This window comes from Methylobacterium sp. R2-1, assembly GCF_014191355.1.
Classification (GTDB): Bacteria; Pseudomonadota; Alphaproteobacteria; order Rhizobiales; family Beijerinckiaceae; genus Methylobacterium.
The window spans coordinates 181488-207215 of sequence record NZ_JACHWM010000013.1 but is presented as its reverse complement, the minus strand read 5'-3'; the positions used below and the strand labels follow the sequence as shown (position 1 = coordinate 207215).

23 protein-coding genes and 2 pseudogenes are annotated in these 25728 nt (G+C 63.5%); 15 read left to right on the top strand and 10 right to left on the bottom strand.

All coding sequences use genetic code 11. The features are described from left to right. Positions 1 to 974: 974 nt before the first annotated feature. Complete coding sequence (locus FHU13_RS18930; protein ID WP_183437391.1) at positions 975 to 1949, bottom strand: Hint domain-containing protein; 975 nt, start codon at positions 1947 to 1949, stop codon at positions 975 to 977. Positions 1950 to 2458: 509 nt separating this feature from the next. On the opposite strand from FHU13_RS18930, the gene FHU13_RS27880 reads away from it, so the two are divergent. Together FHU13_RS27880 and FHU13_RS27875 are read left to right on the top strand one after the other, a co-directional pair. Beyond that, a complete protein-coding gene (locus FHU13_RS27880) occupies positions 2459 to 2998 on the top strand; it encodes a glycosyltransferase (RefSeq protein WP_312889615.1) in 540 nt (179 codons plus the stop codon). Between the two features lie 76 nt (positions 2999 to 3074). Next, on the top strand, positions 3075 to 3872 hold the full coding sequence (locus FHU13_RS27875) for a glycosyltransferase (protein WP_246714739.1): 798 nt from the start codon (positions 3075 to 3077) through the stop codon (positions 3870 to 3872). A gap of 250 nt (positions 3873 to 4122) precedes the next feature. Here the strand turns inward: FHU13_RS27875 and FHU13_RS18920 are convergent, their stop codons facing one another. The 7 genes from FHU13_RS18920 to FHU13_RS28260 all read right to left on the bottom strand — a co-directional run bounded on the left by FHU13_RS18920 (position 4123) and on the right by FHU13_RS28260 (position 8187). Then, positions 4123 to 4392: a hypothetical protein gene (locus FHU13_RS18920; RefSeq protein WP_183437390.1), complete on the bottom strand. Its 270-nt coding sequence runs from the start codon at positions 4390 to 4392 to the stop codon at positions 4123 to 4125. Positions 4393 to 4504: 112 nt separating this feature from the next. Further along, complete coding sequence (locus FHU13_RS18915) at positions 4505 to 5020, bottom strand: hypothetical protein (protein ID WP_183437389.1); 516 nt, start codon at positions 5018 to 5020, stop codon at positions 4505 to 4507. 9 nt (positions 5021 to 5029) lie between these two features. After that, positions 5030 to 5239 carry an abortive infection family protein gene (locus tag FHU13_RS27870; protein WP_246714738.1) on the bottom strand — a complete coding sequence of 70 codons (210 nt, stop codon included), beginning with the start codon at positions 5237 to 5239 and terminating at the stop codon, positions 5030 to 5032. 366 nt (positions 5240 to 5605) lie between these two features. Further along, entirely contained in the window at positions 5606 to 6232 is a 627-nt protein-coding gene (locus tag FHU13_RS18905; RefSeq protein WP_183437388.1) for a 2-dehydro-3-deoxy-6-phosphogalactonate aldolase, read from the bottom strand. Further along, entirely contained in the window at positions 6229 to 7137 is a 909-nt protein-coding gene (locus FHU13_RS18900) for a 2-dehydro-3-deoxygalactonokinase (protein ID WP_183437387.1), read from the bottom strand. Before FHU13_RS18900 ends, FHU13_RS18905 begins: the two co-directional genes overlap by 4 nt. Positions 7138 to 7141: 4 nt before the next feature. Then, positions 7142 to 8020 carry an SMP-30/gluconolactonase/LRE family protein gene (locus FHU13_RS18895; RefSeq protein ID WP_246714737.1) on the bottom strand — a complete coding sequence of 293 codons (879 nt, stop codon included), beginning with the start codon at positions 8018 to 8020 and terminating at the stop codon, positions 7142 to 7144. 35 nt (positions 8021 to 8055) lie between these two features. Continuing rightward, positions 8056 to 8187, bottom strand: a complete 132-nt coding sequence (locus FHU13_RS28260; RefSeq protein WP_281411625.1) for a hypothetical protein — start codon at positions 8185 to 8187, stop codon at positions 8056 to 8058. Positions 8188 to 8344: 157 nt separating this feature from the next. On the opposite strand from FHU13_RS28260, the pseudogene FHU13_RS28420 reads away from it, so the two are divergent. Together FHU13_RS28420 and FHU13_RS18885 are read left to right on the top strand one after the other, a co-directional pair. Then, positions 8345 to 8815, top strand: a pseudogene (locus FHU13_RS28420) (HAMP domain-containing protein); the annotation flags it as partial. A gap of 38 nt (positions 8816 to 8853) precedes the next feature. After that, a pseudogene (locus FHU13_RS18885) lies at positions 8854 to 9102 on the top strand (hypothetical protein); the annotation flags it as partial. Between the two features lie 31 nt (positions 9103 to 9133). Here FHU13_RS18885 and FHU13_RS18880 read toward each other — a convergent pair. Further along, entirely contained in the window at positions 9134 to 9409 is a 276-nt protein-coding gene (locus FHU13_RS18880; RefSeq protein ID WP_183437384.1) for a hypothetical protein, read from the bottom strand. Between the two features lie 258 nt (positions 9410 to 9667). Further along, positions 9668 to 10873, bottom strand: coding sequence for a LuxR C-terminal-related transcriptional regulator (locus FHU13_RS18875; protein ID WP_312889614.1), 1206 nt, complete (start codon positions 10871 to 10873; stop codon positions 9668 to 9670). Positions 10874 to 11294: 421 nt separating this feature from the next. Here FHU13_RS18875 and FHU13_RS18870 point away from each other — a divergent pair, with 421 nt between their 5' ends. The 11 genes from FHU13_RS18870 to FHU13_RS18820 all read left to right on the top strand — a co-directional run bounded on the left by FHU13_RS18870 (position 11295) and on the right by FHU13_RS18820 (position 25407). Then, positions 11295 to 12653 carry an NAD(P)-binding domain-containing protein gene (locus FHU13_RS18870; protein ID WP_183437419.1) on the top strand — a complete coding sequence of 453 codons (1359 nt, stop codon included), beginning with the start codon at positions 11295 to 11297 and terminating at the stop codon, positions 12651 to 12653. A 60-nt stretch (positions 12654 to 12713) separates the two neighbouring features. Next, positions 12714 to 15101, top strand: coding sequence for a DUF1989 domain-containing protein (locus FHU13_RS18865; protein WP_183437383.1), 2388 nt, complete (start codon positions 12714 to 12716; stop codon positions 15099 to 15101). A gap of 348 nt (positions 15102 to 15449) precedes the next feature. Beyond that, the gene (locus FHU13_RS18860; RefSeq protein WP_183437382.1) at positions 15450 to 17198 is read left to right on the top strand and encodes an APC family permease; all 1749 of its coding nucleotides are present in this window, start codon (positions 15450 to 15452) and stop codon (positions 17196 to 17198) included. A gap of 323 nt (positions 17199 to 17521) precedes the next feature. After that, the gene (locus tag FHU13_RS18855; protein ID WP_183437381.1) at positions 17522 to 18655 is read left to right on the top strand and encodes an aminomethyltransferase family protein; all 1134 of its coding nucleotides are present in this window, start codon (positions 17522 to 17524) and stop codon (positions 18653 to 18655) included. A gap of 96 nt (positions 18656 to 18751) precedes the next feature. Beyond that, positions 18752 to 19333 carry a dimethylamine monooxygenase subunit DmmA family protein gene (locus tag FHU13_RS18850; RefSeq protein WP_183437380.1) on the top strand — a complete coding sequence of 194 codons (582 nt, stop codon included), beginning with the start codon at positions 18752 to 18754 and terminating at the stop codon, positions 19331 to 19333. Beyond that, positions 19330 to 20277 carry a PDR/VanB family oxidoreductase gene (locus tag FHU13_RS18845; RefSeq protein WP_183437379.1) on the top strand — a complete coding sequence of 316 codons (948 nt, stop codon included), beginning with the start codon at positions 19330 to 19332 and terminating at the stop codon, positions 20275 to 20277. Before FHU13_RS18850 ends, FHU13_RS18845 begins: the two co-directional genes overlap by 4 nt. A 10-nt stretch (positions 20278 to 20287) precedes the next feature. Next, positions 20288 to 21358, top strand: a complete 1071-nt coding sequence (locus tag FHU13_RS18840) for a DUF3445 domain-containing protein (protein WP_183437378.1) — start codon at positions 20288 to 20290, stop codon at positions 21356 to 21358. A gap of 229 nt (positions 21359 to 21587) precedes the next feature. Next, positions 21588 to 22547: a TorF family putative porin gene (locus FHU13_RS18835; protein WP_246714736.1), complete on the top strand. Its 960-nt coding sequence runs from the start codon at positions 21588 to 21590 to the stop codon at positions 22545 to 22547. 484 nt (positions 22548 to 23031) lie between these two features. Next, positions 23032 to 24090 carry a glycoside hydrolase family 43 protein gene (locus FHU13_RS18830; protein WP_210287724.1) on the top strand — a complete coding sequence of 353 codons (1059 nt, stop codon included), beginning with the start codon at positions 23032 to 23034 and terminating at the stop codon, positions 24088 to 24090. Positions 24091 to 24153: 63 nt separating this feature from the next. Further along, a complete protein-coding gene (locus FHU13_RS18825) occupies positions 24154 to 24477 on the top strand; it encodes a Hint domain-containing protein (RefSeq protein ID WP_246714735.1) in 324 nt (107 codons plus the stop codon). A gap of 36 nt (positions 24478 to 24513) precedes the next feature. Then, positions 24514 to 25407, top strand: a complete 894-nt coding sequence (locus tag FHU13_RS18820) for a hypothetical protein (RefSeq protein ID WP_183437377.1) — start codon at positions 24514 to 24516, stop codon at positions 25405 to 25407. Positions 25408 to 25728: the final 321 nt, after the last annotated feature.

The following is a 25728-nucleotide window of genomic DNA, read 5'->3' as shown; positions in this document are numbered from 1 at the left end:
ACATCGACAAGCCTCTCTTAATTAAGAATGAGCGAAATATCGGGATGCAGCTTCGAGCGTACGTAATCGCTACAAGCGCTCAGCACTCACATTAATCGCACAAAGCCATGTTCGTCTGCGCTAAATCTGCCACATGGCATTTTGATTTGCACTGATTTCTCAAGAGGAATGCCTAGATATGGGCCGATGAAAATTTTAGCCTCAGGAGCACAGTCAAAAAATCGCAGAACTTGTCTTTCTGAATGGTTTTGAAATAATTCGTACCACGCTCTGATTTTGTTTATACATTTAAATTCTTGAGCTGGAACGCTCATTCTCTCGGTTGTGACTACCGAGGTTCGGCCGAGCAACGTTCATCCGTGCGGCGCTCTACCATGCTCCGAAGGCTTGGCCGATGGTGAAGACCGGGAGCCTCACGAGGACGCGGAATTCACCAGTTGCTGCGCGAAGTGCCGCCAGCGTGCCGACTCCGGCTTGTGCCACGGGCGTATGCTCCAGGCTGTAGGGCTTAGGCTCCCCGCCTCGTAGCGAACTCCGAGATCGGCACTCCGACCTGCGCACCGGCCACGTTCCGATCGCCGCTCACGTTGCCGAACAGGATCCGGTTTTGCTCGATGCCGACAGGCTGACCGGGGTGTGGGCTGAGTTCGATGTAGCCTTACGACCGCATGGCCGAGGTGCGGAAGCGGATCCTCGCAGCGGCGCAGGGCCTGAAACGAAAAACCCCGCCGCGGCTGAGCCGGGCGGGGTGAGTGCGCGCCATTGAACGGAAAGTCCGTGGGAGAGGAACGCCGGTCGGATGGCGCGGTTCAGGCTGGGTATGAAACCGCACGAAAAACCCCGCCGCGGCGGGCCGGGCGGGGTTGAAGAGGCGCCCGTTGGTGAGGACGGGCATGATGTCGACGGGTGGCTGCAGGCAGATGGTCCGAGCAGCGTTCAGGCAATGCCTCTGCCGCTCGGACTTGCCCGCGATCCTACACAGCGACCCAGGTGTCGGCCATGTTCCAACCGCAGTCCGCGCTAAGCAAGCCCGCGAACACGGCATCGAGCCGAAGCCGCTCGGCCTCGACGACCGGACCGTCCACGGCGACCGGCCGGCAACGCCCGTTCCAGCCCGGAACCACGAAGTCCGGGTTGTGCAGGGCATGATCGGACGCTTCCAAGAAGAAGGCCCGGTCGCCGCCGTCGATGTAGCTCTCTGCCGGCAGGCCTTCAGCGAGCAGGATGTCGTGGCTGTCGAGTTCGACGTGCCAGTAGGTGACGCTGGCGACCGGCTCACGGGTGACGGTGGTGCCGTTGATCAGGCACATCACGGGCACGAGCACGCCGCCCTCGTTGTCGGCATCCGCGCCGACCAGCACCGGGTGTCCGGGCGAGAGTAAGAGATCACGCGACGGCAGTCCGTGACCGGAAGCCCCAGCCCGGACGCGAACCGGCTGCTGGTTGAAGGCGAGCGAGCCGCTCTTGGCGGTGATTTCGCGATGCCCGATCCAGACGACGGGCCGCAGCGCACCGGCGGCGGTGACGGCGAGGTCGCCGGCCCTCAGGTCTTCGACGGCGATATCACCACGGGCCGTGCGGATCTTCGTTCCAGTCGTAAAGCAGACAGGAGTGAAATCACCAAGGTTGTTTTCGGAGAACGCCTCCGTTTCCCCCTCAACAACGGGTGTGTTCGAAACGAGGATGGCGAAGCCAGTTCCGTTGCCATTTTGCGAGAAAACAATTTGATTTGGGTTGTCTAAATTTGTTGCGTATGCCGTGAACTGATCACCACCGCCGCTGGCCGTGAAGGTAACAGGGTCTCCGACAGCGTTGACGGTGCCATTGAGGATGTACGGCTGCGGATTGTTGTCGTCGTTTTCGAAAACGTTACTCTGAACGCCATCATTGTCTTGAGACAAGAAATTAGTGTCGTAGGTCTGATTATTAAAAACGATCGGAAGTGCCATGGCTGCCTCCAGGGTGAATAGGCTCTATTTTCCTATATTTCCTAACGGCCCCGCAGATTGAACTGCGATGATATGTTCAGGGCCGCAATCATCGTGCGCATATAACATGAAGGCCATTCATGAGAGCTGTAAATCATACATGAGCGAATCAACATGATTTTGTTTTACGCCGTGCCATGAAGGCAACAAGTTTCCAAGATGTCATCATTTGTTAAAAAAAATGACGAGCTTGTCGATTCGCGCAGGGATCCTGAGGGACTCGCCTTGAATCTCGCTCGCTTGGGCAATGAATATTGCGATACCTCGAAATCGTGCTCGACATGACCTATTGATCAGTGGTGAGGAATGCTCGGCGATAATGGGTGCCGCGTCATCCCGGCACCCGTCCCCTACCAATCCTCAATGGAGGGAGGGCCGCATCCGCTCAGCGCCAGGCCGCTGTCCGGTCGGGTGGCGACAATTTCACCGACGACTATCACGGCCCCTCCGACGCACAGTTCCAAGGCACGATGCAGCTGCGCAGCGGCGTGTACCGTCCGCCTAGCTGCGAGGCGCATTCACCGCTCAGCAACTGTCATTGCAATACGCGAAAACTTCGCCACAGTCTAAGTTATTATCTGCATATACATAAGCCATCAAGGCACTCCATTTCGTCTATCTTCGCCGATGACGCAATGAATATCGTCTTTACAGCGATCGATACTTACGGTGACGTCTTGCCGTTCGTCGCAATAGGGCGTCGGCTGGCGCGACGGGGGCATGATGTGTTCCTGTATGCGCCCAAACCATTTCGGCAATCAGCTTCGCGAGCCGGCCTCGATTTCGATGCCATGTGCACGGAGGCGGAGTATGACGAGGCACTTAGCTCGCCCAACCTCTGGCATCCCCAGCGTGGCCTTGCCCCTCTATTCAAGATGATGGTCTCGGTGGCGGGCAGAACCATGCAATGGCTAGAGGAAAGATCTGCCGAGAAGGCTTGTATCGTCATCACTTCGCCAGTGCGTTCGGTGCATGTCTTGGTCAGGATCTGCACGGGATGCCCGTCATAACTGTTTATGAACCCCGTTCCTGATTGAGCGTCGCCATGCTGCGCCTTAGCTCCCCGGAATGCCGCTTCAGAGCTTGATGCCCTCGCGCCTGCGACATTGGCTCGGTCACGGCGCGGACCGCGTCCTGATCGATCCGATCAGTCTCCCACCTCTCAATGCACTGCGCGCCAACCTCGGCCTGCCACCGGTCAAGCGCCTAGGATACTGGTGGAACAGTCCGTTGCGGATGATCCTGATGTGTCCGCCCTGGTACGTGCCGCGGCAGCCGGATGGGCCGAGACAGGCGACCCAGGTGGGCTTCCCAATGGCCGACCACCTCGGCGATGTCGGCGAACTCGCGCCTACGCTCGACGCCTATCTCGACGCCGGGTCAGCGCGGCTGGTTTTCACCTACGGATCGGGGATGCGCCAGGGGGCGAAGTTCTTCAGGGTCGCCGTGGAAATTTGCAGGCGCATGCGCCTACGCGGTATCCTGCTCGCTCGCGAAGCGGAGCAGGTGCCGGCCTCGCTTCCTGCAAAAGTAATTCACGTCCGCTCCGCACCCCTCAGCCTGCTACTGCCTCGCTGCGCAGCCTTGGTCCATCATGGCGGCATCGGAACCGTCGCGCAGGCCCGAGCCGCGGGCATGCCGCAGATGGGGGCGCCGGTCGCATTCAGCCACTTCGATGACGCCCAGCGCCTGCCTCGACTAGACCTCGGAGCTGTGCTTGGGCCGCACGCCTTCCGACCGCGGCGCGCCTGCCGCGAGGTTGAGAAGATGCTCGCCTCTCCAGCTATGATCCAGGCTCGAACCGCCGCCCGGACTCGCATGGCAGCGCAGGATGGCGTTGCGTCAGCCTGCGATGAAATCAAGCGCGTAGCCGGAAGGCTGTGACTGCTCGCTGAGGCCGCGGCGGCAGGCTTCTAAGTCTAAGTTCCGGCGCCCAACCTCCACGCACGGCGCCCACACCATTGCCTCCGGCGTCTCACACGCACGAAAAAAGCCCCGAGGCCGAAGCCCCGGGGCAAATCACACAGCTGCCGCACTGTGCCGATGGCTGCCAGATGGCCTGCGGCCCGGCCCGCGGCTGCAACTTCGCCCGCCGCGGCTCCCGCCGCAACGAGCTTTCTGCTCAAGGTTACGGCTACTGTATTGCCTTCGACATAGCCTCACTGACCGACGCCTTTAGGTTCGCCTTGCAGTAGGCACGTACCTTGTTATCGAGATCCGCTGCGTGCGGGTCGGACTGCATCGCCGCTCTGTCGGCAGGACTCATGGCCGCCTGCATCTGAGCATCCGCTTTCAGGTAGTCAGCGCACGACATGTCGGCCTGTGCGGACACAGCGGCCGGCAGGAGCGTTAAGCCAAGAGCGAGGACAGCAAGGTAGATCTGAGTAACACGGCGTAATGGCATGAATTCCTCAATCCTCATAATTTCACATGATGTTGGCGCCCTTAGTGACACCAACGATTTGAGCATCAATTATCAGCCGAATGTGAAGTAGACACATCACCTGTGCACTTTGCTACTGGCCGAGCGGCTGTATGCTCTTCAGAATTCCATCCAGCTGTGCTGCATACTTCTTTTCAGCAGATGGCGAGCCCCAGTACGTCAAAAGGCCGATCTTTGTCGGAGATAGAACAGCGATGGTCAGGCTAACTTTTGCAACGCTGCCACTGTAGACGCCAGTCCAGTTGATATCGATCATGTCGATACCATTTACCTTGCCTTCACCGCGTTTCTCGGATGCAGGATCGATTTTGACACCGCTTTCAGCCAGGAACTTGACGCCGTCCAATACAACTCTATCGGTATTTTTGATGTTGTCGATTTCGAATGAAACGTAAATTCCTGTATCGGGCGAATTAGCTTGCACGCCCTTAGGGATTTCTTCGGGCTCCCAGGCATCAGGGAGCGAAATCGTTACGATCGGCTTGGCTTCGGGGAGTTCGAACGGCTTTGCGGCGGCTAAACTCGTCAATAATCCCAGCACGATAACGGCTGCAGCTGTAGATCGCAGAACTTTCAAGATACCCCCCATTGCAGAGCCTTATCCGGCCTGCACTTCCCTCCTCGCGGTTCGACTCGCAAGAGTCGAGTGGGAATTTATGCGTATGCCGTTCGGCTCAGCCGAGTTCACAGCGAGGCTCGCGTGTCGCGGCGATGGCCTGACGGGCAGTTTGATCTCCTTCGACGGCACACCGGCGTGAGCATCGGAGAAGCGATTCCGAAGGTCGCCAAGTCCGTTCGCGAGGTTCATCGTCCGCTAAGGATGGCCTTGATAAGCTCCTTTCGGTGCTGGTCGGGGGCGAGTTTCAGTTCTCGTGCAACCATCCCGTACAGCTTCGGCAAATCGTCTTAGTCGGCGTAGGTAACATCAAGATCGGTCAGGATGTGCTTACAGACTGGCTCAGGAAGCGTTCGCGCGACGGTCATCGCTCCCTCCGGATCTGCGGCTCGGCGTGCAAGGGCCTTCGGCCTCATGGCCCCGCTTGTAGGAAATGGTGAGCTCTTCCCGGATCAGGATGTCTGCCACGCTTCTGTCGAGCTCGAAGACGGACGCGAGGACGTGGTCGTAGCGGTCGATCCGGCCAAATCGCGCGATGCTGACGGGTCCTGTGAGGAGCTAGGTTCGCACCGCTCGCATGACCTCGGTCATCGCTGCGGCACGATCACGGATCTCCGCCGCCGATCGGCCCGGGTTGTAGAGGCTCGAGCCGAGGCCGAATCCGGCCGCACCGGCCGCCCAATAGGGCGCGATCTCGGCGGGGCCGATGCCGCCAACCGGCAGGATGGCGGTGCCCTCCGGCAGGACGGCCCGCATCGCCTTCAAAACGGCCGGACTGGCGGCCTCGGCCGGGAAGAGCTTCAGCCCGTCGGCACCGGCCGCCAGGGCCCGGAATGCCTCGCTCGGCGTGAGGATGCCGGGCAGGGCGATCAGGCCGGCGGCCTTGGCTGCTGCGATCGTCGCCGGATTGCAATCGGGCGACACCGCGAGGCGACCGCCGGCCTCGACGATTCGACTCACTTCGGCAGGATCGAGGACGGTTCCGGCGCCGATCAGCGCGCGATGTCCGAATCGCGCCGCCATGCGCCGGATGCTCTCGAAGGGATCCGGTGAGTTCAGCGGCACCTCGATGCAGCCGATCCCAGCCCCCACCAGGACTTCGGCGACCGCTTCGGCCTCGGACGGTCCGATCCCGCGCAGGATCGCGACGAGCGGCATCTCCGCCAGAACTTGGTCGAACGTCACGAGAGACCTCCTCTGCCGTCGGGCCCGCGCAGCGCGGCGATATCGCGACCGATCCGCCAGAGGCCGCGCGCGACTGCCGTCTCGCCATCCAGGATCTGCGCCGACGGGAAATCCGCCAGCGCCAGCGCCGCCGCGTAGCGCGTGCAGAGGGCTGGCGCTCCGATCAGAGTGGGCGGACCGTCGAGGAGGCCGCGCAGGGCGGCGACCTCGCCGCCGATCAGCAGGCCCGAAAGGAAGCTCTCGACCGCCTCCGGCTCCAGCGTGCCGAGCAGCACCTCGGCGCGGGCCGAGAACAGGACGCGCTCGATACCCCCGGCGGCCAGGGCACGCCGGGCGCCCACGGTGAAGGCGTCCGGCCGGTCGCAGGGCTCCCGCGTCGCGACCTGACCGATCGACGAGTGGTCGAGCAGCAGGGCGTAGAGCTCACCGGTCATCGCGGTCGCGAAGTCGGTGATCCTCCCCTCGGTCCGTCGCACCCACTTGCTGTGCGTGCCGGGTAGGACGACGGTGCCGGCAGTGAGCCCGGCCCCGAGGATCTGGGTTTCCTCCCCCCGCATCACGCCCGCGACGCCGTCGCTCCTGCGGGTGCTGACACCCGGCACCAGGAAACAGGGGCCGATTGCCGAGGGGATCGCGACCGCGGCGGCGGCGAGATGCGCGGGGTCGGCCGGACAGGGCAGGTAGGGGGCCTCGCGCCAGCCGCCGCGCCGGCCCGCCATGCCGGCCAGCACGATCGGAACGCGTCCGTCGGTCCAGCCCGTGAGGATCGCGGCCAGGGCCGGCTCGAAGGCGTCCGGACCGAGCATGGCGGCGCCGGGACCGCCGCAGCGGCGTTCCAGCACCGTCCCGTCCGGCCCGTACCGGTAGGCGCGCAGGTTCGAGGAGCCCCAATCGACGCCGATCATGCCCTCACCCCGCGAAGGCGCGCGGCGGCAGACCGGGAATGCCGGGATCGAGGACGAACAGCGCCCCGGCCGCCGGCTCGTGCTGGCAGCCCAGCGCGGCGGAGGTGACGTAGAGCCGGTCGAGATCGGGCCCGGCGAAGGCACAACTCGTGATGTTCGTGGCCGGCAGCGCGATCGATCGCAGAAGCGTCCCGTCCGGGCCGAACCGGCTGATCCGGCCCCCGCCCCAGTGGGCGATCCAAAGACAGCCCGCCGCATCAGTGGTCATCCCGTCGGGATAGCCCCACTCGTCCGGAAAGCGCAGGAAGGTCCGCTTGCGCGAGAGCGCCCCGTCCTCGCCGAGGTCGAAGGCGAAGACCGTCCGGGCCGCGCTGTCGGTGTGATAGAGGATCCGCCCGTCCAGGCTGAAGGTCGGGCCGTTGGCGACGCCGTAACCGCGGTCGTAGCAGTGCCAAGTCAGATCGGGATCGAGCCGATGCAGGGCGCCCGACACTGCCGCGTCGGTGCAGTGCTTGCTCCCGGCCCAGATTCGTCCGGCGAAGTCCACCTTGGCGTCGTTCAGCCGGTTGTCCGGATGCTCGGGTTCCGGATCGCCGAAAGGGTCCAGGCTGCCGGCCTCCGGATCGAAGAAGGCGAAGCCGCTCTTCAGGCCGACCACGAAGTCGGAGCGGCCCGCGCGCGGGATGACCCAGCCGATCGGCTCCGCGAAGACATGGCTGCCGGTCCGGCCGCTGGCGGGGTCGAGCCAGCGGATCGCCGGCGCCTCGATATCAACCCAGAGCAGTTGCCCCCGCTCCGGCAGCCAGACCGGTCCCTCGCCGAGCCGGTCCCGTTCCGGGCGGGCCACGATCTCCACCGGCACCGTTTCCGTCCGCATCGCCATCGCTCCGATCTCCTCTCCGCCCGAGTCGGGCGGCGTCACGACACGGCAGGCCGAACCGCGGGCGGAACGGCCGTGTCGGCGGCCGGCACCTTCGCCCGGCAGCCCCACAGGGCGTAGAAGAGGACGTAGAGCTCGCAGCCCGCGGTCAGCAGGAAGGAGTGCTGCATCATTGGCGATGCGCACGGCCTCGCCCTCGTCCGTGTAAGGGATGATCGCGAGGACCGAGCCGAAGATTTCCTCGCGGTCGGCGTCGATATCGATCTCGGTGCGCTGGGCACATCGCTGGCAGCGGTTCGGCCGCTCGATACGGGTTACATCACCATCATGTCGTCCAGCGGCATCACGGTGTCCCATCCGAACGCCAATGCGGCCGGCAAACGTTTGGATACGATCGATCCGACAGCAGCGCGTGCGGCGCGCCAATCCATCGGAGCGGGAACGCGGATGGTTGTCGCTGCCGCGGGCTCGGACGGTCAGATCTGGCACTACATCGCCTCGCCCATCCGGGCCAGTGAAACGGCCGATCGTTGGGCCATGGTCGTCGCAGTTCCGTCGGCGACGCTGTCGGCAGCCGCCGATCACGCGCGGACGATCCTGATCATCAGCGCCATCCTGTGCATCCTTGCGAGTTGCGGGGCTCTCGTGGTCCTCGTCCGGAGGCTCGTCGGAACGCCGGCACGCGCGCTCGCCTCGTCCATCAACGGTATGGCAAACGGCGATTACGGTGCGGCGGTCCCGGAGGCCAAGCGCCGGGACGAGCTCGGACTCGTGGGTCAGGCAGTCATCCGTCTGCGCGACAGTCTTCGTCGCTCCGTCGAGACCGAGGCCGAACAGAGGGCGCTGCGACTCAGGAGATCGCCGGCAACGTGAGCCACGCCGCAGCAGGCACCAGCGAGGTGATGGAAGGGATTGTCGGTGTGGCCGACGCGGCGGAGGCCACCGGTGCGGCAGCAAGCCAGGTGCTGAGTTCGGCCTCGGGCCTCTCGCAGCAATCCGAGATCCTCACGACGGGGGTCGGACGATTCCTTGCGGTCGTGCGGGCAGCGTGGCGAACCTGCCTCGAACCTTGCCGCGGCCCCTGACCCGGCTCGACCGAGGAGAACAGCTGGGCTGTCAGCGGACGGAGGGCGACGGGTTGCCCGGCCGCACGCGGCCGATCCGTTGATCATGAATGGGACCGCGCACCTGATCGCTTGCCGGTCCCGTCAGACCGAGCGAGTCGGTGACGTCCGGATCGACGAACCGCCGTCCTCGTGGATCAACACGGTGCAGACCGTCCACTTGCCTGTTCTTTCCGAAGGACGGCTGTGCATGGGCACCGCAGATAAAGAACAGGCTCAGCAACGCTGTTGCGGTCAAGACGGAAAATGTGGGTTTCACGGCCGCCAACTTGGTCTCCCAGGATTGTGGAACTCACAATCACGAACGCTCGGGAGTATGCGCTCAGTCCGCCGTTCCGCGGCCGGATGTGCTCGGTAGCCTCAGCAAGGTGCCCTTTCTCACGCCGCGCGTCGGGTGACACATGGCGTCGAGGCTCGCGCGACGGCCGGCGTCAGCGACCCGGCGGTACCGACTCCGAACACAGCGGAGCGGCCAAGATGGCCCGACGGGGATCCATTCGCCTTCCCCGAGCAGGACAGGCCCGGCTCACGGGATGAAGAGCTTTCCGAACATCCGGATGAGGTCGCGTTCTGCGCTCACGCCCGCCTTGCGATAGAGGCGCAGCTTGCAATTCTTGACAGTTCCCTTGCTGATCTCGAGGTGCTGGGCGATCTGGCCCGTGCTTCGGCCATTCATCGTCAGGCTGAGGATGTCCCGCTCGCGCCGCGTCAGCGTCGCGAGGATTTCGGCGGCACGATGTTGGTCGACCTCTTCCTCTTGGCGCGAGCCGCGCGGCTGCAGCATGAAGATCCGTCCGCCCGGCGCCAATGAGAAGCCGCGATCGAACGCGTCCGAGGTCAGGATATAGTCGCGGGAATAGAGGCTCTGCACGCCCCTGATTGGATCGAACGCTTCGAGAAGTGGCAGGATGGTCTCATCCTCCTCCAAAGCCTGCTTCCAAGAATTATTGGAGAAGACGTCGAATTTTCGGTGATCGCGTATCAAGGTGGGCCTGCTCGTCAGATCGCCAGCCTCGCTGTCTTCCGTATATTGCAGCGAATTGAACAAGACACCGAGGTGGCTGCGGTGCAGACCTTCAAGTGCTGGAAAAATCAGTTCCGCACGCCGGATATCGGACCGGGAGAAGAAGCCGCGCTCACGCTCGAGGAAGAGACCGAAGCAGCAATGCCCCACAGTCGGAAAAAACATGCCGAGTTCGTCCATGACATTCGCTCCCGGACGAAAGACATCGCTATATATCACGGATTCCGCATTTGTCTTATTGAGCTCCGAGAGAGTGAGGACACCTGTTTGCGCCGTATTCTTCCAGAGCAGGGAAAACGGGTCGATATGTAGGCACTTGTCGTTATAAAATTCTACGACTGACTGCGGAACACCAAACGTATGGAAAACGTCTGGGGGAGATACGCGGGAATACCTGATAATCCAACCAGCATCATTGCTGACAGACTTCATGAAAAGAGAGAGAAGATGCTGGTGAAAACGCGGGGTGCCGATTGAGGCCGCCACCTCACCAAGCGCCTGGTACCACCTTTCGTCCGTCAGCTTGATCGACGCACTGTGCGTATATTCAATACTCATCGCAACACCTGCTCTGGCCATGCGACCGCGATTCGGCTCAAGACTTGAACTCAGCCGACAACCCCCAGCTGCCGCATGCTGCATGCCCGATTTTGAAGTCAATGCAACGGCATTCGCAGCTTTGCGACAGATCCGGCGATCTGTCGCCACCGGGCGATGCTTAAATGACGAGCAGCCCGGGGGCACGGCTGCGCCAGGCCAGAGCAGGCCGGCTGCCCATCAAAACGGCACACATTGGATAGTGCCAACAGTCACCATTGCGTCGCTGTTTCCCCCGAGTTTAGAAATTTACTTATCAAGATAGGCGGGGAAAGGGAAGGATGTTGCATCATAATGCGGCGTCGCGGACGCCATCCAATGCCGCGCCGACAGGGCGATCCAGCATGGCGTGATGCATCGCTCCGACGGCGACGAGAAGCCTGAGGCGCTTGGCTCAGGGCGAGGTCGTTCCCAGACCGTCAAACCTTCCGATCCGCGATGAGCTGTCAATCCAGAGACGCGGCACGTCCAGACGTTTGTATCAGTCGAGACATGCGCCGGTTTCGGATCAAGACCAAAGGTGGGGTTTGAAATGACCAGGACGCGTATCGCCATTATCGGTGCCGGTCCCAGCGGCTTGGCCCAGTTGCGAGCTTTCGAGACGGCAAGGCAGGCGGGCGCCGACATCCCCGAGATCGTCTGCTTCGAAAAGCAGGCGAATTGGGGAGGGCTGTGGAACTACACCTGGCGGACCGGTCTCGATGAGAGCGGCGAACCGGTCCACGGCAGCATGTACCGGTATCTGTGGTCGAACGGTCCGAAGGAATGTCTGGAATTCGCCGACTATCCCTTCGAGCGGCACTTCGGTCGACCCATTCCGTCCTATCCGCCGCGCGCCGTCCTGCACGACTACATCGCTGGGCGCGTCGAGCGCAGCGACGTACGCAAGTACATCCGTTTCAAGACGCCGGTCCGCTGGGTCAGCTACTCCGAGGAAAGTCGCAAGTTCACAGTCACCGCGAAAGACCTCATTACTGATACGCATCAGGTCGAGGAGTTCGATTTCGTGGTCGTCGCGAACGGCCATTTCTCGGTTCCCAACGTTCCACATTTCGAGGGCATCGAACATTTCCCAGGGCGCGTGATGCATGCCCATGATTTTCGCGTCGCCGACGAGTTCGCCGGGAAACGGCTTCTCATGATCGGCTCGAGCTATTCGGCCGAGGACATCGGCACGCAATGCATCAAGTACGGCGCTCAATCGATCACGTTCAGCTATCGAACGAAGCCGATGGGCTTCGACTGGCCCGAGGGCTTCGTCGAGAAGCCCCTCGTGACCGAGTTCCGAGGCCGGACGGCCTTCTTCAAGGATGGCACGCAGGCCGAGTTCGATGCCGTCATCCTCTGTACGGGATACCAGCACGCCTACCCATTCCTGCCGGATGATCTGCGTCTCAAGACGCATAACTGCCTTTACCCGGCAAATTTGTACAAGGGCATATTCTGGCTGCCCAACCCGAAGCTGATCTATCTCGGGATGCAGGACCAGTATTACACTTACAACATGTTCGATGCTCAGGCGTGGTACGCCCGGGACGTCATCATGGGTCGTATCTCCCTCCCGAGCCGCGAGGATCAGGCGGCCGACATCGCCAAGTGGCTCGCTGATCAAGACACGATCACCAATCCTTTCGAGGCAATCGATTTCCAGACCGAGTATGTTCGCGAGCTTCTCCAAGCCACCGACTACCCGCACCTCGACGTCGACAAAGTTGCAGCCCTCTTCAAGGAGTGGGAGCACCACAAGATGGAGGGCATCCTGACCTATCGGGATCGGTCTTACCGTTCGACGATTACGGGAACGCTGTCGCCGCCCCATCACACGACTTGGATGAAGGCGATGGACGACTCGCTGGAAGCCTTCATGGACCTGCCCCAGGCGGCGGAATGACGTGGCACGGGGGCGCCGGAGCTCCCGCGTCATCCGGCACCCTACGCTTGAGGACAAGCAATGAACCACATCTGGCTGCAACCATCGTCCGCGGCGCCCAACGATCTGCCTTCAACCGGCAAGATGGTCCTCGCCGCTCGTGGCGGCTCGCATTGCTTCTTCGAGCTCCAGGCGGGCGACCGCCTGCGGATCATCGATCCCGAAGGGCTTCAGCCGGCCCTCCTCTATGTCCAGCCCGGAGCGATCGGCGCGCCGTCGTTCCCGTCACGCGATAAAGGGCCAGCGACGGGGCAGGGCCCTGCGGACGCAGCGAATGCTGCAATGGTCGAGGCGACTCTGGCGGCGCGCGGTCTCAGGCTGTCGGACCTCGAGCGGCACGTAATTTTCGCCGAAGGCTCGGCGCCGGGAGGTTCGTTCGATGCGACAAGCTCGGCCGAAACCGTCTGCGTCCTCGTCGTCCCCGGCTCCGCGATGCAGCCGAGCGCACAGGATGCGCCGACCGATCTGCGCGTGGAAATCGAACCCGCCGCGGACCTCAAGGGTCGTGCCCCGCCGCCGCTCGTGCCGCCGGTTCTCGACCTGAGGGTCAAGGCGGCGACCGCGGCGGCCTACACGGTCAAGGCAGGACAATACATTCAGATCATCGACGTCGATGGCCGACAATGCGCGGATTTCCTGGCCTTCGACGCGAAGGAGCTCGCCGAGGGCCGCGAATACGGTCTCGACGCAACGACGACCCGGACCCTCATGGGCTCGTCCGCGCCCAAGCCCGGCCTGCATTCGAAGTATTTCGACGCGCGGATGCATCCCCTCGTCGAGGTGATTCAGGACACGGTCGGCCGGCACGACACCTTCATGCTCGCCTGTTCCGCGAAGTATTACGAGGATATGGGCTACCCAGGACATTCCAACTGCACCGACAACTTTAATGACGTACTGGATGCCTATGGCGTGCAGCCGCGCAAGGGCTGGCCTGCGATCAATTTCTTCTACAACACCATTCCGGGGGCCGACGACCGGATCACTCTCGACGAGCCGTGGTCGCGGCCCGGCGACTATGTGCTGCTGCGCGCGCTGACGGACCTGGTCTGCGCCACATCATCGTGCGCCGACGACATCGACCCTGCCAACGGGTGGGAACCGACGGACATCCATGTCCGCGTCTACGATGCCGCGGCCGCTTTCCCCAAGGGTATGAGCCACCGCATGACCCCCGACGCCGAGCCGCGCCTGACCCGCGAGTCGGGCTTCCACCCGCGCACCTCAGCCCTGACACGAAAGTTCGAGGACTACCGCGGGTTCTGGGTTCCAACCTGCTTCAATACGGCCGGACCGATCGAGGAATACTGGGCCTGCCGGGAGTGGGCGACGCTGATGGACCTGTCGGCGTTGCGCAAGTTCGAGGTGATCGGCCCGGATGCCGAGGCGTTGATGCAACTTGCGTTGCCACGCAACGTCCGGAAGCTCGCCGTCAACCAGATCGTCTACACCGCCATGTGCAATCCGCACGGCGGCATGATCGATGACGGGACACTGTTCCGCTTGGGGCAGCACAATTTCCGCTGGGTTTGCGGCGATGACTATTCGGGGATCTGGCTGCGCAAGCTCGCCGAGGAACACGGTCTCAAGGTGTGGATCAAGAGCTCCACGGACCAGTTGCACAACGTTGCCGTCCAGGGCCCGAAATCGCGCGCGATCCTGTCCTCTCTGGTCGTGACGCCCCTGCAGGAGCCGACGATCGACGAACTGAAGTGGTTCCGCTTCACCGTAGGGCGGATCGACGGCATCCCGGTCGTGGTCTCGCGAACCGGCTATACCGGCGAACTCGGCTTCGAGGTGTGGTGTCATCCGAGTCGGGCCCCGAAGGTATGGGATGCCATCATGGCGGCCGGGCAGCCGCATGGATTGCTGCCGATGGGACTGGCCGCCCTCGACATGCTGCGCATCGAGGCCGGGCTGGTGTTCGCCGGCTACGACTTCTGCGACCAGACCGATCCGTTCGAGGCGGGCATCGGCTTCACCGTGCCCAAGGACAAGCCGGATCCCTTCGTCGGCTCCGAGGCGATCTACCGTCGGCGCGACAATCCCCATCGTCGGCTCGTCGGCCTCGACATCTCCGGCAACGAGGATATCGGGCACGGCGATCCCGTCTACGACGGCCGCATACAGGTCGGCGTGATCACCAGTGCCACCCGATCCCCCGTCCTCGGAAAGACGATCGCGCTCGCCCGTCTGGAGGTCACCGCGGCCGACGAGGGCCGACAGGTTGAGATCGGCAAGCTCGACGGCCATCGCAAGCGTATCGCCGCGACGATCGTGAGCTTCCCGCATTTCGACCCCAAGAAGACGCGGGTCCGCGCGGAGGAACCTCCTGTGATCCCAGCCGGGACGACGCTCGGCGAGGCGGCGGCACCGGACAGGACCGCGACCGCGGGCGTACCCGCGTAACGCGCCCCAAGTTTTCCAAGTCGTACCGCGCACCTGAGATGCTCCAATTCTGAATTTTAACTGTAATTATCAGTTAGAAAATGCAATATTATGCACATCTTTGCGGAAATCAAAGAAATTTGAAGATAGTACCTACAGCCCGATTGACAGCAAAGCTTGGGAGACGCAATAATTTCCTGACAGAATAAAATATTTCCAACAAAGATCGGCCGTTGGCCTCAAAGAGAGGTCGCGACAGGGACTGGATAGCCCGCACATGTCGGCTTCTCAGTTCCGATCCGGCCGACACCAAGACATTCGGGCTTCGCTATTTGGGAATGCTTTTAGCGCAACTGGGGGAGGCTCATAATGAGCACAGGTTTGACATCCGTAGCCAAACCGCTGGTTGATTACCCGGCCGGCGCAGCCCCAGTGGAGGACGGCCGGCTGCACCGAAGCATCAACTGGACGGGCGCGTTCTGGGTTGCCAGCGGCGTCCCGGCCCTTGTCCTGTTCTCGGTGGGCGGCATCGCGGGCAACACCGGAAAGCTCGCATTCCTGATCTGGACCCTGTCCATGATCATGGGCCTCATCCAGTCCTTCACCTACGCCGAGATCGCGGGCCTCTTCCCCAACAAGTCAGGCGGTGCCTCGATCTACGGCGCGGCGGCCTGGGTGCGCTATTCCAAGCTCATCGCCCCACTCTCGGTCTGGTGCAACTGGTTCGCCTGGACCCCGGTTCTGTCGCTCGGCTGCTCGATCGCGGCCTCCTACATCCTGAATGCCCTGGCCCCGCAGCCCACCGCGACCTCCCCGGCGGTCGTGCAGTGGCTGGCGGAACACGGGGCGAGCCTGCAGATGGCCGATGCCGACAAGACGGCCGCAGCGATCGCGGCTCTGACGCCGGCCATCCGGAGCTGGACCCTGTTCCAGACGACGCTCGGGTCCGTATCCCTCTCCTTCAACACGGCATTCTTCATCGGCGCCGCGCTGATGCTGGCCACCTTCGCGGTGCAGCACCGCGGCATCCTCGGCACGGCCAGCGTGCAGAAGTATATCGGGCTGTTGGTCATCATCCCCATGTTCATCGTCGGCGTGGTGCCGCTCGTCATCCACGGTGTGAACTGGGCCAACTTCACGCCGCTCGTTCCCCTGGCGGCCCCGAACACGCCGGCCCCGGGGGCATGGAACATCGCGGGCTGGACGCTTGTGCTCGGCGGCATGTTCATCGCCGCGTGGTCGACCTACGGCTTCGAGACGGCCGTCTGCTACACCAGCGAGTTCCGCGATCCGGCCAAGGACACGTTCAAGGCGATCTTCTACTCCGGCCTGCTCTGCCTCGTCCTGTTCACGCTCGTGCCGTTCACCTTCCAGAGCATGCTCGGCGTCGAGGGCATGCTGGAGCCGTCGGTGGTCGACGGTTCGGGGGTCGCGGCGGCGCTCGCCCACATGGTCGGTGGCGGACCGATCATCGAGAACGCCCTCGTGATGCTGATGATCCTCGCCCTGATCCTGTGCATCATGACGGCGATGGCGGGCTCCTCGCGCACGCTCTACCAGGGCTCGGTCGACGGCTGGCTGCCGCGCTACCTCAGCCACGTCAACGAGCACGGCGCGCCGACCCGGGCCATGTGGACCGATCTCGTCTTCAACCTCGTGATCCTGTCGATCGCCTGCGCGGATGCGACGAGCTTCTTCTTCATCCTGGCCGTGTCGAATTGCGGCTATATCATCTTCAACTTCCTCAATCTGAATTCGGCCTGGATCCACCGGATCGACTCGCCTCACGTTCCGCGGCCCTATCGGGCGCCCACCCTGGTGCTGGTGCTCGGAGGCGTGTTCGCGTTCGTCAACGTCGTCTTCATGGGCGCCGGCGCGAAGGTCTGGAACCCCGTGGCGCTCTGGGCCGGTCTGATCACGGCTGCGATGATCATCCCGGTCTTCTGCTTCCGCCATTACATCCAGGACGGCGGCAAGTTTCCCGAGACGATGTTCGCGGATCTCCACGTCGGCCCCGACGGTGCGGCATCGAAACGGCGGGCCGGCCTCCTTCCCTACCTGACGCTTCTCGCGGGCGTCGTCGTGCTGCTCGTCTCGAACTGGCTGTTCCAGCTCTGAGCCGACGCGGCAGGACAGGCCGGACGAGCCGGCCCGTCCTTCTGAAGGATGGTCGCCTTCCCGATCCCTAGGCCCGGGACTCGCGGGGCCCCGCTCACGCCGATCCGGAGCCGGGGAAGGGCGGGCATCGGCCAGAAGAGCCGGCAGGTTTCGGCGAGGATCGCCCCCTGCCACTCAGGAAATCGGATTTCGGCCCTAGAGCATCGTCCCGAAAGGTGGCTGCCGGCTTTCGGAAAAAATGATGCAACATCAAAGACCTAGGGCATCGTCCTGGATCCAATATCCAGGACGATGCCCTAAGGACCACGCCAAAGGACCATGCCATGAGCTACAAAGATCTCCCCCGCCAGTCGGCCCTCAACGAGCGTCACCTGGCGCTCGGATCGAAACTGGACGCCGAATGGAACGGGATGCCGATCCCGCAATCCTACAGCACCGACCGCTATGAGGAGACGACGATCGTGCGCTCGCGCGCAGGGTTGTTCGACGTGACGGGTCTGCGCCTCATCAACGTGTCCGGGCCGGACGCCGAGGCGATGCTCAACGCGATGCTCACGAGCGATGTGAGCAAGATCGCACCCGGGCACTCGGCGATCAGCAACATCGTCGATGACGAGGGATCCCTGATCGACGACGTGCTCGTCTACCGCGACGGCCCGCAGGATTTCCGCCTGTCGCACGGGGGCGGCAGCCTGGAGGAAGCCCTTCCGCTCTTCACCGAGGGGCGCGACGTCACGGCCGCCAAGGACGACGACGTCCACATCCTCTCGCTGCAGGGCCCGATGGCCCTCGACATCTTGACGCCCCACACTCCCCTCGATCTCGCGGGCCTGAAATATTTCCGCCACGCGCGCACGACCCTGTTCGGCTTCGACGTGTCGCTGGCCCGCGGCGGCTACTCGGCCGAGCGCGGCTACGAGGTGTTCTGCACCGCCAAGGACGCCGTGGCGATTTGGGACGCCATCATGGAGGCGGGCAAGCCGTTCGGCATCGTGGCGGCCTCCTGGGATTGTCTCGACATCGTGCGGGTGGAGGGCGGTTTGCTGTTCTTCCCCTTCGACATGCCGAAGCCCGACACGACGCCCTGGGAGGTCGGTGCCGATTGGACGGTCGACCTCAGCAAGCCGGACTTCCGCGGCAAGGCGGCCTTGCAGGCCAAGCGCGGCAAGGAGCGTTTCCGGCAGGTCGGCTTGGAGATCATGACCGATGAAGCGGTGGCGCCGGGCGCCAAGATCTTCCATGGCGGCCGTGAGGTCGGCACCGTCAACAGCACGACCTACAGCCGCCACCTCATGAAATCGATCGGGCTCGCCCACCTGCCTCCAGACCTCGCCGGCCTGGGCACCGAGGTCGAGGTCGAGACCGACAAGGGGCGCAAGGTCGCCAACGTCGTGCGGACTCCCTTCTACGATCCGATGCGCCTCCGGACCCATCCGACCGACGAGCGGATGGCCTGAGCGGAGCCGGCCCCCTGGCAAGGCCGAGCACGGGGTCGGCTCCGGCGTCACCGCCTGCCTTCAAAGGACAACCGATCCACGACGAGGATCCGAGGGATGATCGATCAGGGCATCAAGAGCCGCCCCCAGTACGAGCCGCTCCGACCCGACCCGGCAGGCAAGCGCCACCTCCTGCTCGTGGCCGAGCCGACCGAGCGGCCCGACGCGCTCCTGGCGGCGGAACTCGATGTCGAGACCTGGATCGTCGTCCCGCGGGACGCCGAGGGGGTCGCCGGCATCCCACTGCCCGGCCAGGGCGGACCGCGCCGGTTCCGCTCCCCGCGGCAGATGCTCGATTGCCTCGCCCCACGGCTCGCGCAGGAGCGGATGGGGCTGCGCCTCTACGCGACCGGCCGCGAGGATTTCCTCTGGGAGATCGACGGCATCGCGCGCCGCGCCGGCATGGGCAAGGGCGAAATCCAGCTCGCGCATGCCGGATCCCACGCCCGCCGGATCTTCTGCGTCCACTGCCGGACCTACAACGAGGGCGTGACCACGACGATCGTGCGCTGCGGGGGCTGCGGCGCGCACCTGTTCGTGCGCGATCACTTCTCGCGCCGTCTCTCCGCCTTCATGGGCGTCAAGGTCGATGCCGAGACGCCCGGAGACGTTCCCCCTGCCGAGCAGGCCTATCGATGATCATCACAGGCAGCCTGCCGGCTCGCGTCGCCGGCATCGACAGCATCAGCCCGACCCTGAAGCGCTTCCGCTTCGAGCCGGACGGCCCGGCCGAATTCCCGACCGCCGCCCCCGGGGCGCACGTGCTCGTGACCCTGAGCGGCCCGGAGCGCGTCTGGAAGAACGCCTATTCCCTCGTGACCCCGCCGGAGGAACGCGGCCATTACGCGATCATCGTCCGGCGCGTGGAGCAATCCCGCGGCGGCTCGCACTTCCTGCACGACGTGCTGCGCAGTGGCGATCGCGTCGAGCTGAGCGCGCCCGCGAGCCTGTTCCCGATCGCCTCGCTCGCCCGCAAGCACATCCTGATCGGAGGCGGGATCGGGATCACGCCCTTCCTGTCCTACCTGCCCGTGCTCAAGGCGCGCGGCGCGGTGTTCGAGCTGCACCAGTTCTGCGCGATCTCCGAGGCCGAGACCTTCCGCGGGCTTCTGGGAACCGACGACCCGCGCGTCCACGTGCACGGCACGGGGGGGCGGCCCGTGCTCGAACCGATCCTCGCCGACCAGCCACTCGGCACGCACGTCTACACCTGCGGGCCCGAGGGGCTGATGCGCGCGGTCGCCGAGACGGCCAAGGGGCTCGGCTGGCCCGCCAACGCCGTCCATCAGGAGAGCTTCGCCGGCGCGGCCGGCGGGCGGCCCTTCATCGTGCATCTCGCCCGATCTGGGCAGACGATCCTTGTCGAGGAGAGCCAGACGCTCCTCGAAGCCCTGGAGGGTGCCGGCATCGAGGCACCGTGCCTGTGCCGGGGCGGCGCCTGCGGCGTCTGCCTCCTGCCGGTGCTCGACGGCGAGCCCGAGCACAGGGACCACGTCCTCTCCGAGCAGGAGCGGGCCGAGGGGAAGATCATCGCAACGTGTCTGTCCCGGGCGAAGTCTGATCGCCTGACCCTGGACTATTGAGGAGACCCCGATGGGCATCCCATTCAAGACCGACGAGACGTTTCGAGGGGATTTCTCCTACCGCAACAGCGACGCGGGCGTGCTGCGATTTCCCTTCCCCTTCGGGGAGGACACCTACATGTACTCGGTCAATATCGAGCCGCATGTCCGGGGCGGGCCGAGCCCGGTTTTCGAGCATCCCTTCGACGTAGACGAGCACTACGTCGCCGAGTGCCGCGAGCGGGCGCTGGTGCTTCAGAACGATCCCAAGCGCTGCCAGGTCCTGCCGCACATGATGCCGGCGCAGTGGGACACGCTCGAGCTCATCATGGAAAGTCTCGCGGGTGATTACCCCGAGCATTTCAGCCTGACGCGGAACGGTGCGAACTGGCACTGGATCAATCGTCCCCTGAACATCGACCAGAGGTTCGTCTTCGGTGATGCCGCCACGCTGCCCTGCGAGCCGTTCGAGTACATCACCCGACAGGCACAGGGCGACTTCACTCTTCAGGATCAGCGGGACGACAACCTCTACGTCGATGGCGGCATGGTCACGACACAGGCTGATTGGTCGCTCGAGTTCGATATCGGCATGACTTTCCACGAGTGGCACGGGCCGGTGCCGCTGGCGCATAACCTCGGGGTCTTCGATCGCGCGCTGCGCTATCTGCTTCGCCTGCAATACGGGCATCCGGTTCGCCGCCTGAACTGGACGATGACGATCAACCCGCGGCTCGACACCTCGCCGGAGAACTATCCCGATTGGGGTCCTGACCGCACCACCGTGACACCGGACAACGTCGCCCAGAAAGTACATCTGCGCGTCGAGCTGCAGACGCTGTTCCGGCTGCCGCGTTCGAACGCGATCCTCTTCGGCATCCGCTGCTACCTGATCAGTCTGCAGGACATCGAGCGGGTCGAGAAGTGGCGCAAGCGCCTGCACCGCGTCCTCAAGACATTGCCGCCCGAACTCGCGGATTACAAAGGTCTGACCCGGTATCGGGATACGATCATCCAACGACTAGCGCCGATGGACGACGGTACGCCGCTTTCGCCCGGAATCGGTCCGGACCAGACCACGCTCGGAACCGGCGCCCGCTGACGGCCGAACAGTGAAGGACGGATTTATGCAAATCGGCCTTGGAACATATTCTTCACTTTCGGCGACTTATATGTTGTATATTTGCTACTTCAGCACATAAATCAAATGAAACCATAGAGGTTTGGACAATTCCATTTGATCGACACTGTTGTTTATGGCGAAATCACTTCACGGCTCGACCCTCTCTCCGAGTTACGTCGCCCAAGCGGCAGCACTAGGAAGTCCAATCATGGCAAAATCGAAATCTTGGGGGCGTTACCTTGCCGCATCACTGTTTCTGTCCGGATCTGCAGTCAAAGCGGCCGACCTGCAGGAAGCTCCGAAGGTGATGCCGGCTGAAGCCAAGGCGAGCGACTCGATCATCGGCTTCTCTTTCTATTCGCAATATGCATCGGACTACAACTTCCGAGGCATATCGAATTCGAATCGCCAAGGCAGCTACCAGAGCTTCTTTGAGGTTCAATACTTCAACAATTTGGCTTATACGGCATTCTATACGTGGCAAACTCGCCTGCCGACGCGGCCGGATTTCGAGTTTGATCTCACCGCCGGCATACGGCCGGTCTTCGGCAACTTGTCGCTCGATCTCGGATTCCTGTACTACTTCTATCCCAACGAGCAGCGCTTGGTTGATCCTGTCACGGGAGCCTTTCTGACGACAGCCAACAGCGATTTCTACGAGATCAGTGGCAAGGCCCTGTACCAAGTGGCGCCCGAATTGATTCTGGGCGCAAATCTATTCTATTCCCCAAATTGGTTTGGGCAGCATGCGACAGGCACCTACGCGTCGGGGACAGTTGCCTACACGCTCCCCTCAAGCTGGTTCTCGTTCTTACCCGAAGCGTATTCAGGTGGGTTCTCTGCTTCTGCCGAAATCGGACACTACTTTCTTGGGGCTGCGAAGACGTCTGCTACCGGATTTGTCGCCCTTGATCTGCCGAGCTACATTTACGGCAACGTTGGGCTATCCTATACATACAAGAACCTGCTGCTGGATCTGCGATTCCACAAAACGGACCTCGATACGCGCCAGTGTTTCACGCTGACCGGAGATTACAGGGGGTACTTCAATGGTGGCCGCTCCGGTTGGTGCGGCGACGCCATCATCGGCTCGATACGCTGGCAGGCGTCGACGACGACGCCGGGCGTGTATGCCGAATCGGATTGGCTCTCGGCATTCTTCAAATAGACGGCCTGAGACCCTGATCGTATCGGGGTTCGGGCCGCGCGACACCGATCAGTTCAGTAGAGCGCTCGGGCTTGAGCCGGTGCTCTCCACTGAAGTCATTCTTGGCGCAGCCGCCGACGGTCGCACGCTTCGGCGCTGAGGCCCCCGCGCAGCTGCCGGCACGGCCGATCCTGCTGCCGCCAGCGCCACAACCTCGGCCGTACGTGCTGGCCAAATCATCGTATCCGCTGAACCCTGTTGTTCGGCTCGGACCATCCCACTTCATCTTCCAAATTTCCCGGTGTCACCCGCGGCGGCAATGCAACGCAACCGGTCACCGCAGCCGCATTCTCAAGCTGCATCTGATCCGGCATTGTCAGGGCAGGCAGCCGGAACGACTAGTCTTTCCTGCACAGGCCCTGATAAGCATTGCCTTAGCCGGCCAAATTACCACGACATCGGAAAGACATCCAGACAGTCTTTTTAGTATGCTATAGCGAACGGCATGAACCTCACGGTCCTGCTGGCGATTCGAAGTGCGATCGCTTTGTCCGCGCTGGTCTATCCTTCCGCGATGCTGGCCGCACCACCGGCCGCCATGAGCGAGGGGCAGACCGCTCCGCTGCACATGCCTCAGATGCCGCTGCACGATCCATGGATCGTCGCCGATCGCGACAGCGGCACCTATTATCTGTTCACCCGCAACGAGCCTGCGATGACGGGGGATCGGCGCGTGGGAATCATGGTCTATACCAGCCGAGACCTGAAGAACTGGCAGAAGCCGCGCCTCGTCTTCGCGCTGCCGCCGGATGTCTGGGCCAATGACGGCGGCTGGGCGCCGGAGGTGCATCGCTGGAAGGGGCGCTGGTACCTGTTCTCGACGTTCTTCAACGAGGCCGACAAGCTGCCCGCCGCCGGTCCGCGGCATCCGGTCCGGCGCAGCACGCTGCTCGCGGTGGCCGACCGGATCGACGGACCCTACGCCTTCGTGCGCGAGGGCGCGCCGATCGTCGACCCTTCGATCATGACGCTCGACGGCACACTCTATGTCGATCCCAAAGGCCGGCCGTGGATCGTCTACGCGCACGAATGGGTGCAGATCGGCGACGGCTCGATCGAGGCGATGCCGCTGGATGACAACCTCGCCGCCTCCGGTCCGCGGCAGCTTCTCTTCCGTGCCTCGGACGTGCCGTGGGTGGCCGGCGCGCGCCATTCCGACGGCAGCACGACCTATGTGACCGACGGTCCTGAACTGTTCCGGACGGCATCGGGGACGCTGCTGATGCTGTGGTCGAGCTACGACCGGAACGGCTACGTGCAGGGGATCGCACGCTCTCGATCGGGCGAGATCGGCGGTCCCTGGGAGCAACTGGCGCCGCTGGTCCGCGACGACAGCGGACACGGAATGCTGTTCCGCCGGTTCGACGGCACGCTGATGATGGTGCTGCATCATCCCTTCCGCCAAGCGCGCGGCCGGCTCTACGAGATGCGAGACGCCGGCGACCACCTGGCGGTGGTCCGCGAGGCGAAGGAACTCGACCTCGGGGGCTCGCCGCTGCCGTGACGATCGAGGCGCGACCATTGTGGGCGCCGAGGCCGGTCACGAAGGTGGCGTGCTCGTCCCGCGATGTGCCTGATCAATGACACCTCCGTCGTCCGTACCGAACGCGACAGCGTCACCTGTTGGCACATCGAACTCGACGCTCGTGACATCCTGCTTGCGGAAGGCCTGCCCGCAGAGAGCGACATCGATCTCGGCAGCCGTCCCTGGTTCAGCGGCGCCGACGGCGTCCTGTTCGATCCGGATTTCGTCGCCCGAGAGATGAAGGATCGCTGCCGTCCGGTCGCCGTCGACGGCCCCTCGCCGAGGCCGAACGCACGCGCCTTGGTGCCACCTTCGCGCGGTCCCTTGCCGACGATTGCGCTTGGGCGGGCGAGACGAACTCTGTAGGATTTTCCTTTGGCTGAGACGTGAGGTGTCCGCGGCATGCATTCCGGTTCCCTGTCGCTGGACGCATTTCTGGGGCGCCGGTCCGCCGACCGGCGCCTCGCCCGTCTCACGCACGATGTTCCACTGCCCGTGGCACAGGGTCTCGAATTCGGGCCGGCGGACAACCCGACGGCCCTGCCCGAGGGGATTCGCGTCGCCTATGTCGATCATGCCGTCGATGCGCAGGCCAGCTTGGCCGGGGCCGTGCCGATCGATCACGCCTGGACGGGCTCCGGCTCGCTGGCGGCCGTGCTCGGGAGAGAGGGCCTCGACTTCGCCATCGCCGCGCAAGTCGCGCAGTACGTGCCTAATCTGCTCGGCTGGTTTCGCGGCATCCACGCCGTGCTGCGCCCGGGCGGCGTTCTCAACCTCTCGCTCCCCGACCGGCGCTTCATGTTCGATGCGGGGCGGGCCGACAGCACCATCGCCGAACTGACCGAGGCCGATCTCCTGAACTACGATCGGCCGAGCCCACGCCAGATCTTCGCCCATACCTATCAGGCGCTCGCCATCGAACCCAAGGAGATCTGGGCGGGTGAGGACCCGGGACGGGCACCGCGACGATGCGGCGAGGCGGCCCTGGCACTGGCCTACGAGCAGGCCAGCGAAGCCCTCGCCTCGGGCCGCTATCAGGATTGTCATTGCTGGGTGTTCACGCCCCTGTCCTTCCTCGACGCCGTCGAGGCGGCGGCGCGACTCGGTCTGTTCCCGTTCGTGCTGAACCGGATCGCCGCGACCGAGCCGGACCAATTCGAGTTCTACGTTTCGATGCGGCGGGACGGTGAAACGGATCCGCAGGCGCTGCGCAGCATGCAGGAGGGCGCCATCGCCCATTTGCGCCAGATCCTGGAGCGGCAGCAGCGGACGGCAACGCTGCTCGCAACCCGATGAGAGGGTCGGTTCGGCCTGAGCCAAACCTGTCTCGTCAGCCCCATCGCGACGCCTGATACGACCTGCGCTTGATCGCTCCGGCTCCGCCTCGCGATGCCGGAGTGAGACAAAATCCGAGGCAAGCAGCCGAATTTCGCATGAGACGTATCACCGTCGACGATCAGAGCCTCGAGCCGCCTCCAGTCCGTGAAGGATCGAGCGAAGGGAAATCCTCGGCGCATCCGCGTAGGCCGCCACCGTGAGAGTGGGCGGCGCAAGACCCGAGCAGCACTTCGAAGGCGGTGACCGCGACAAGGTCAAGGACGAGCACCTCGAGGATGG

Coding starts and splice junctions, on each gene's coding strand:
- FHU13_RS18840 (WP_183437378.1), top strand. CDS start 20,288: ATGGGCATCCCATTCAAGACCGACGAGACGTTTCGAGGGGATTTCTCC.
- FHU13_RS18870 (WP_183437419.1), top strand. CDS start 11,295: ATGACCAGGACGCGTATCGCCATTATCGGTGCCGGTCCCAGCGGCTTG.
- FHU13_RS18835 (WP_246714736.1), top strand. CDS start 21,588: ATGGCAAAATCGAAATCTTGGGGGCGTTACCTTGCCGCATCACTGTTT.
- FHU13_RS18845 (WP_183437379.1), top strand. CDS start 19,330: ATGATCATCACAGGCAGCCTGCCGGCTCGCGTCGCCGGCATCGACAGC.
- FHU13_RS27870 (WP_246714738.1), bottom strand. CDS start 5,239: ATGAACCTCGCGAACGGACTTGGCGACCTTCGGAATCGCTTCTCCGAT.
- FHU13_RS18830 (WP_210287724.1), top strand. CDS start 23,032: ATGAACCTCACGGTCCTGCTGGCGATTCGAAGTGCGATCGCTTTGTCC.
- FHU13_RS18855 (WP_183437381.1), top strand. CDS start 17,522: ATGAGCTACAAAGATCTCCCCCGCCAGTCGGCCCTCAACGAGCGTCAC.
- FHU13_RS18820 (WP_183437377.1), top strand. CDS start 24,514: ATGCATTCCGGTTCCCTGTCGCTGGACGCATTTCTGGGGCGCCGGTCC.
- FHU13_RS27875 (WP_246714739.1), top strand. CDS start 3,075: ATGCCCTCGCGCCTGCGACATTGGCTCGGTCACGGCGCGGACCGCGTC.
- FHU13_RS18850 (WP_183437380.1), top strand. CDS start 18,752: ATGATCGATCAGGGCATCAAGAGCCGCCCCCAGTACGAGCCGCTCCGA.
- FHU13_RS18825 (WP_246714735.1), top strand. CDS start 24,154: ATGTGCCTGATCAATGACACCTCCGTCGTCCGTACCGAACGCGACAGC.
- FHU13_RS18865 (WP_183437383.1), top strand. CDS start 12,714: ATGAACCACATCTGGCTGCAACCATCGTCCGCGGCGCCCAACGATCTG.
- FHU13_RS27880 (WP_312889615.1), top strand. CDS start 2,459: ATGCAGCTGCGCAGCGGCGTGTACCGTCCGCCTAGCTGCGAGGCGCAT.
- FHU13_RS18920 (WP_183437390.1), bottom strand. CDS start 4,392: ATGCCATTACGCCGTGTTACTCAGATCTACCTTGCTGTCCTCGCTCTT.
- FHU13_RS18860 (WP_183437382.1), top strand. CDS start 15,450: ATGAGCACAGGTTTGACATCCGTAGCCAAACCGCTGGTTGATTACCCG.
- FHU13_RS18895 (WP_246714737.1), bottom strand. CDS start 8,020: ATGGCGATGCGGACGGAAACGGTGCCGGTGGAGATCGTGGCCCGCCCG.
- FHU13_RS28260 (WP_281411625.1), bottom strand. CDS start 8,187: ATGCAGCACTCCTTCCTGCTGACCGCGGGCTGCGAGCTCTACGTCCTC.
- FHU13_RS18900 (WP_183437387.1), bottom strand. CDS start 7,137: ATGATCGGCGTCGATTGGGGCTCCTCGAACCTGCGCGCCTACCGGTAC.
- FHU13_RS18930 (WP_183437391.1), bottom strand. CDS start 1,949: ATGGCACTTCCGATCGTTTTTAATAATCAGACCTACGACACTAATTTC.
- FHU13_RS18915 (WP_183437389.1), bottom strand. CDS start 5,020: ATGGGGGGTATCTTGAAAGTTCTGCGATCTACAGCTGCAGCCGTTATC.